Below are 6424 nucleotides of genomic sequence, written 5' to 3' on the forward strand. Positions count from 1 at the left end.
AGCGAGGGCGGCAGAAAATTGAGGATAAAAATTGAAAATTGAAAATTGAAAATTGAAAATTGAAAATTGAAAATTGAAAATTGAAAGTGTTGCCAAATTTAAATAGGCAATCAGCTTCATCCTTTGTATGACTTTATATGAAAGCTGTATTGGCAAGCCTCTTTGATTAAATGAATAAGCAGAGGCAGTCAGAACACCCGGGCGGGGGGGGAGACTGGCCATCCATCGGTTACCTCATGAACTGTACCTTTAACCCCGCTTCCCCCAGAGCGGGGTATTTTTTTATGGAGCACATTCTATGAGTCACTCTATGAGTACGGGCAAAACCAGTGCCAGGCTGTTGCTGATTGATGATGATATCGAGCTCTGTGAATTGCTGGTGGAATATCTGGCAACAGAAGGGTTTACCGTCTCTGCGGTTCATGATGGTGAAGCCGGGGTTGATGCTGCTTTGTCCGGGGTGTATGACCTGGTGCTGCTGGATGTAACTTTGCCCAAACTGAACGGGTTTGATGCCCTGAAGCAGATACGCCAGCAGTCGGACATCCCTGTTCTGATGCTGACTGCCCGTGGTGATGATGTGGACCGGATTATCGGTTTGGAAATTGGCGCGGATGACTATTTGCCCAAGCCTTACAACCACCGTGAACTGGTGGCCAGAATCAAGGCTATTCTGCGTCGTGGCCGCACACCATTGATTCCGGAAGGGACCAGTCGAACCCTGCAGATTGATGATATTGCCTTGAATCTGGCTAACCGTGAGGCCGCCATTTCCGGTGAGCCACTGGAGTTGACGGCAACTGAATTTCTGGTGCTGAAAACACTGATTGAAAGGGCCGGTGAGCTGATTTCCCGGGATGACCTGACCCAGATCGCCCTTAACCGTAAGTTGACACTTTATGATCGTGCCATTGATATGCATGTGAGTAATGTACGCAAGAAGATTGGTACCCGGCCTGACGGCAATCCAAGGATAAAAACCGTTCGTGGGTCTGGTTACTTTTATATTCTTCCGGGCTGATGGAGTTGCCAGTGCGAGTTAAAATCCCCGGGCTGGTGGTCTGGCCATGGCACAGTGTCTTCTGGAAGATTTTTCTGTGGTTCTGGCTGACCATGATTGCCATGCTGGTGACGCTGTTTTTGGCCTTTGCCGTTACCGTGGATCCATCGGACTTTCTGTCCGAGCGGCGGGCGCTGTTTCGTGAGCTGGAAATAGCGGCCCGTAAAATGGAGCTGCTCTCCCGTACTTCCGTGCATTTACCTATTCCGCGGTTCCCCGGCAGTGGTTACTACCTGTTTGATACCGAGGGGAATATTCTGGGCAGTGCGTCGATCTCTGAAGAGTTGATTTCTGCCTACAACAAAACCCGGAATCTCAGCGATCCGACGATTACCTTTCGCAGAGGGGTGGTTGTGGTTGGTCCGCAGCGAATTACCCTGAATGATGCCCCCTATGAACTGTATCTCACCAAGGAGATGCCAATGCTGGTGCACTGGCGGGTGCAGCAGGTTATTGCACGGCAGTGGCATCTTATTATTCTGGCCCTGGGTGTCAGCTTCTTCCTCTGTGTTGTTCTGGCCCGCTACCTGGTGGGGCCGATTCGGAACTTGCAGCGGGCATCCAGAAAACTGGCCCGTGGCGACCTGAGTGCCCGGGTGGGCGGCAAGGTTGCCGGACGCCGGGATGAACTGGGTGAGCTGGCCAGGGATTTTGACCATATGGCAGAGCAGGTAGGGTCTCTGGTGTTCAGTAAAGAACGGTTGCTGCGGGATGTATCCCATGAGTTAAGGTCGCCGTTAACCCGGTTGCAGATCTCTCTGGCGCTGGCCAGACGGAAAACGCCGGATGCTGAGGCAGAGCATGCGCGCATCGAACGGGAGATAGAACGCCTGGATCAGTTGATCGGGCAAATCATCCACTTTTCCCGTATTCAGCAAAATATGGCCAACACAGCCTGCGAGAAAATTGCTCTTGAGGGTATGCTGAAAAAACTGGTGGACGATGGCAACTTTGAAGCCCAGGCCCGTGATAAGGCTGTGGTACTCAAAGAGTCCGCTAAAATTGAGCTGGTGGCTGTCCGTGAATTTCTCTCCAGTGCGGTGGAAAACATCATCAGAAATGCGATCCGTTTCACTCCGGAAGGCTCGGAAGTTGAGGTGCGACTGTTTCGTGACAATGATGTGGCACTGATTGGCATTCGTGATCATGGGCCGGGGGTACCTGAAGAGACCCTTGACGATCTGTTTGAACCCTTCTTCCGGGTGGATGAAACCCGGGGGAAGGAAAATGATGGAACGGGACTTGGCATGGCGATTGCCAGTACTGCAGTGTCACAACATAACGGCTCCATTGCTGCCCGCAATGCCCATCCGGGCCTTGAGGTCACCCTTAGTCTTCCGTTAAGGAATGGGTTGAGTGTCTGAGTTTGCTAACCTTCGCTGGGACCTGTCCTTTGCCGAAGCCAAAGTATTGCAAACGACACTGGCCAGTCAGGTGGTCCAGCATGATGACCTGCCTGAAATCACCCGTGTTGCCGGTGTTGATGTTGGCTTTGAGGATAACGGGCGGGTAACCCGTGCAGCCGTTGCGGTTCTGGCTTTTCCCGGTCTGGAACTGCTGGATTATGCCATTGCCAAAATACCGACCCGGATGCCCTATATCCCCGGGCTGCTGTCATTTCGGGAGTGCCCGGCGATTCTGGCAGCACTTGGCCAGTTGCGGATACCGCCTGATCTATTGCTGTGCGATGGTCAGGGAATGGCCCATCCACGGCGGTTTGGCGTTGCCTGTCATGTTGGGGTTATCACGGGACTGCCCGCTATTGGTGTTGCCAAAAGCCGACTTTGTGGAAAAAGTGATACTCTGTCAGAAGAGAAAGGTGCCAGGGTTGCACTGTGGGATAATAATGAAGTGATTGGCAGTGTGCTGCGCACCAGAAGCGCAACCCGTCCACTGTATATCAGTATTGGCCATAGACTATCGTTGAACACGGCGGTGCATTATGTCGAAGCATGTCTTACCCGCTACCGGTTGCCGGAAACCACCCGATGGGCAGATGCACTGGCTTCCAACCGGGGGCAGGCGGTTGCCAGGGCCAATCAGATGCTGGCTCGCTAATTTTTTCTGTACACTGGCAGTGATACTCCTGGGGGGCTGTGCAGGAAATGACCGGGAGGTCTACAGCCAGCAGCAGTTTCAGCAGCTGGTGAATGAAGGCTTTCTCTCACCACAGATTCGCAATCTGGATATGCTGCCGGTGATGACGGTGCAGCTCTATCTGGACACTCCCCGGATTTTTCTCCAGGGGGATGGCAAGCCTCTGATGTTCCATATCAATGGCAAGGTGGATGCTGATGTCTTTGGGGGAATGGTCACTGAAAAATTGCCGGTGCAGATTACTGGCTTCACCCAGCTGAGATATTCCGGGGACGATGAGGCCATTTATTTCGATCAGATAGCGTTTATGGAAGCCCGGATTGACCTGGAAGTGGCTTTGTTCAAAACCATGATCGTGGACAGCTTTCAGAAGGCACTGCTAAAAGAGCTTGCCGAGATGCCATTGATCTCCTTGGTAAACACACCGGAACTGTCGGCAACCATCGAATCACTGGCCAAAAATAATCCCGATGGGCATATTCAATTCGATACCCGGGAAGGCAGTCTGGTGATTGAAGCGGTTTCGGGCCAGGGTGATCGTTCTGCTGACTAAAGTTTGTGTCGATAGTCAGTTCTGGCAATCATCACTTTTCCGGGGTCAATGCGTAAGCCTATATTTGTACGATGTCCCTGATGAAGAGCAGACATCATGAACCGTATCAGCAATACGCCAGCACTCAGGATTGAAAATCCGGCAAGCCATAACCCCCTCTCCGACACTGGCGGTACCCCTGACCAGGCCAGCGGGAAACAAGATGCCAGTCCCCGTTACCAGACACTGACCGCATATGGGAAACGTAAAATTACTGTTCGGGACAAGCTGGCCCTGACCATGGCTGTCAGGTCCGGACGCCGCAAAGAAGTAGAACGGCTACTGGATAAAGGCGTGAACATTCACAAACAATACTATTTGAAATATCAGGATTCCCCATTGAAAACGGCTGTGAACCATCGGCGTATCAAGATCTTGCAATTGTTGCTGGAGCATGGGGCAAACCCTGACGATCATACCGTTGGTGTCAAAACGCCGTTGGGGTCTGTCCTTCATAAAAAGCGTATCAGTATTAAGGTCATGGAGGTACTGCTGAAACACGGTGCGAACCCTGACGGCAAGGCTTGCGGACGTGACACCCCGTTGTTTGTGGCTGCCTACCGTGGGCACATCAATGCCGTAAAGCTACTTCTGCAGTATGGGGCGGACACTAATAGCAGAAGTTCGGGCGAGCAAACGCCACTATACAAAGCGGTGAGCATTGGGGATATCAAGATCGCGAAGCTGTTGCTGGAATCCGGGGCGGACGTTAACGGCAAGTCACTGGGCTTGACTACTCCTCTGTCTATTGCGGTGCAATCCGGGTGTTTAAGGAGGGTGAACTTGCTATTGGATTATCATGCGGATGTTAACAGCACTGATGTCGACAGGATAAACCCCCTTGAGTTAGCTGCCTGGGAAAAGCGGGTTGATATTGCCTTTGAACTGCTCAGGTGTGGCGCTCGTGCGGATAACGATCTGACCAGGAAGTTGGTCAGGAAAGTTATCCGTACATATAATATAAACCCGAAAACCACACCGCTGTCACTTAAAGGTGCCAGCTTACGGGCTATTGGGAAACATCTCAATGGGCGTGGTCCTGCAGGTTTGCCTTTACCCGTGGCCACACTGAAGGAACTGCGATTACAGAGAAAAGGAATAATATTTCCGTGAATCTGCCATTAACCATTCTTGCCATGCTCTTGCCCTAAATCATCCCGCCTTCTGGTTGTTAACTCGAAGGCATAAAGGAACCCATCATAATGTTGAAAGTATCCATTACCGGATAGAGTGGGTAGAAAATGCGCGGGCTGGCAAAGTTTCGGGTCAGGTCATATTTAAAGTCGCTGAGAATAAAGTCCGGAACCTCTGGAACCCATTGGTTCCCGGCTTTTCTGAAGGTGAACACCTCGCTTCTGGATTGATAGCCGGAGTATGACTCCGGGAAGGTGGTTAATACGGTTACAATTTCTCCGTCATCATCTGCACGCATGTGACACTTGGGGGTTACATTAATTTCGTAGGCCCGGGAAATACCAACATTAAATTTTGATTTGGAAATGATTCGCACAAAAAAATCCTGTGGACTCAGTTCATTGGCCTTTGCCCGTCCTTCAGGAAAAATAATCTCAAACAAGTGACTTGAGTGATAGCGTTGCACCTGATGCTTTAACATTTTTAATGAGTCTTCAGCAAAGAAGCTGGCGAACTCATCAAAGTCAAACGTATTCAAGTTTCGAACCATATCAAGGATAGTGGCTTTAAGCGCTTCTTTATCCACTTCAGACAATGACGCATCCCGGGGTGGCATCGGTGATGTTATTTCTGCAGGGGCTGGTTTGTTCTTATAGTTGGTTTCTGCCTCACCAAAGCATGACTGGACAGTGGCAAATACGGCAATCATGCCAATGAGACATAATTGGATGACTCTGGACACTCGAACCTCCTGACAAAATATTGAGTGTGAGTTTAATCGCTGCAACAACAACTTTTTAATATGAAGGTTGAATAAAAACTCAAGTCTGATGCTAAAAATGATGCTTCTCAAATGGATTTTTAAACAGCCTCTTCAAGAACTGGCAAACCAATATGAACATAAGATAGTCAGAAATTCCCGTTTCTGCAGGTAGAGATATCGTTCGAACGATTACGCTGTTAATGTAGCTATTGTTTTAATCGGGCTCCAGCGCTGGCCATACATTATCCAACAGATTGTTGACCGGGGTCAGGTTCCATTCAAAAGCCATTGAAAATGGAGGGGTAAGCTTAATGTCCACCCTAAGAACACTCATTCAAAACAGCAGCACAGGCTTTGACAGGCTCGAGAAGCAGGTGACCTTTTCCGGGAGGCTTGTTCCAGGGATGCCGATGGCAACAGGACAGCCCAGAATAACGAACCCTCTTTATCCCGTGCAAGCTACGAAACCAGACTCAAGTCACGCAAAAGACCTTTACCTGACCAATCAGAGGCTGAATTTATCCCCCGGAAAGTGATAGAGCCTGTTACTGTTAACATGGACGCTTAGCCCGGATATTTCTTAAACTGCCCCGAATCTCGCGCAGGACCACACGGATGTGGGAGGTAGGGCGACGCAGGATGCCAAAGCCGGGGACTTTGTCGCTCTGAGGAATAGTCCTTGAATAATTTACACATTTTGGAGCCTCCGAACTCCGTTCGTCCTGAGTGCTGAGCTTGTCGAAGCATCGAAGGGCGTTAACTCCGAGGCATGATAGAT

At 50.3% G+C, this 6424-nt stretch carries 8 protein-coding genes; 5 read left to right on the forward strand and 3 right to left on the reverse strand.

Going from position 1 to position 6424, the window contains the following annotated elements:
- Nucleotides 1-222 (reverse strand): hypothetical protein (locus tag KDK15_RS10320; RefSeq protein WP_257295276.1); only part of this gene is annotated, 222 nt, incomplete at its 3' end.
- A gap of 76 nt (nt 223-298) precedes the next feature.
- Here KDK15_RS10320 and KDK15_RS10325 point away from each other — a divergent pair.
- From KDK15_RS10325 to KDK15_RS10345, 5 genes are all read left to right on the forward strand, one after another.
- Nucleotides 299-1021: a response regulator gene (locus KDK15_RS10325; RefSeq protein ID WP_373691360.1), complete on the forward strand. Its 723-nt coding sequence runs from the start codon at nt 299-301 to the stop codon at nt 1019-1021.
- Between the two features lie 11 nt (nt 1022-1032).
- A complete protein-coding gene (locus KDK15_RS10330; RefSeq protein WP_257295277.1) occupies nt 1033-2424 on the forward strand; it encodes an ATP-binding protein in 1392 nt (463 codons plus the stop codon).
- Complete coding sequence (nfi, locus tag KDK15_RS10335) at nt 2417-3118, forward strand: deoxyribonuclease V (protein WP_373691361.1); 702 nt, start codon at nt 2417-2419, stop codon at nt 3116-3118. Before KDK15_RS10330 ends, nfi begins: the two co-directional genes overlap by 8 nt.
- Nucleotides 3087-3710 carry a hypothetical protein gene (locus tag KDK15_RS10340; protein ID WP_257295278.1) on the forward strand — a complete coding sequence of 208 codons (624 nt, stop codon included), beginning with the start codon at nt 3087-3089 and terminating at the stop codon, nt 3708-3710. Before nfi ends, KDK15_RS10340 begins: the two co-directional genes overlap by 32 nt.
- Before the next feature lie 96 nt (nt 3711-3806).
- Nucleotides 3807-4862, forward strand: coding sequence for an ankyrin repeat domain-containing protein (locus tag KDK15_RS10345; protein ID WP_257295279.1), 1056 nt, complete (start codon nt 3807-3809; stop codon nt 4860-4862).
- Between the two features lie 58 nt (nt 4863-4920).
- On the opposite strand, the gene KDK15_RS10350 is transcribed toward KDK15_RS10345, so the two are convergent.
- Both KDK15_RS10350 and KDK15_RS10355 read right to left on the reverse strand, forming a co-directional pair.
- A complete protein-coding gene (locus KDK15_RS10350) occupies nt 4921-5625 on the reverse strand; it encodes a hypothetical protein (protein ID WP_257295280.1) in 705 nt (234 codons plus the stop codon).
- Between the two features lie 572 nt (nt 5626-6197).
- Nucleotides 6198-6424 (reverse strand): hypothetical protein (locus tag KDK15_RS10355; RefSeq protein WP_257295281.1); only part of this gene is annotated, 227 nt, incomplete at its 5' end.

The organism is Endozoicomonas sp. YOMI1, from assembly GCF_024606345.1.
Taxonomy (GTDB): Bacteria; Pseudomonadota; Gammaproteobacteria; order Pseudomonadales; family Endozoicomonadaceae; genus Endozoicomonas.

What these genes read in the sequence shown, in the direction of transcription:
- KDK15_RS10345 (WP_257295279.1), top strand. Translation starts at nt 3,807, where the DNA reads ATGAACCGTATCAGCAATACGCCAGCACTCAGGATTGAAAATCCGGCA.
- KDK15_RS10325 (WP_373691360.1), top strand. Translation starts at nt 299, where the DNA reads ATGAGTCACTCTATGAGTACGGGCAAAACCAGTGCCAGGCTGTTGCTG.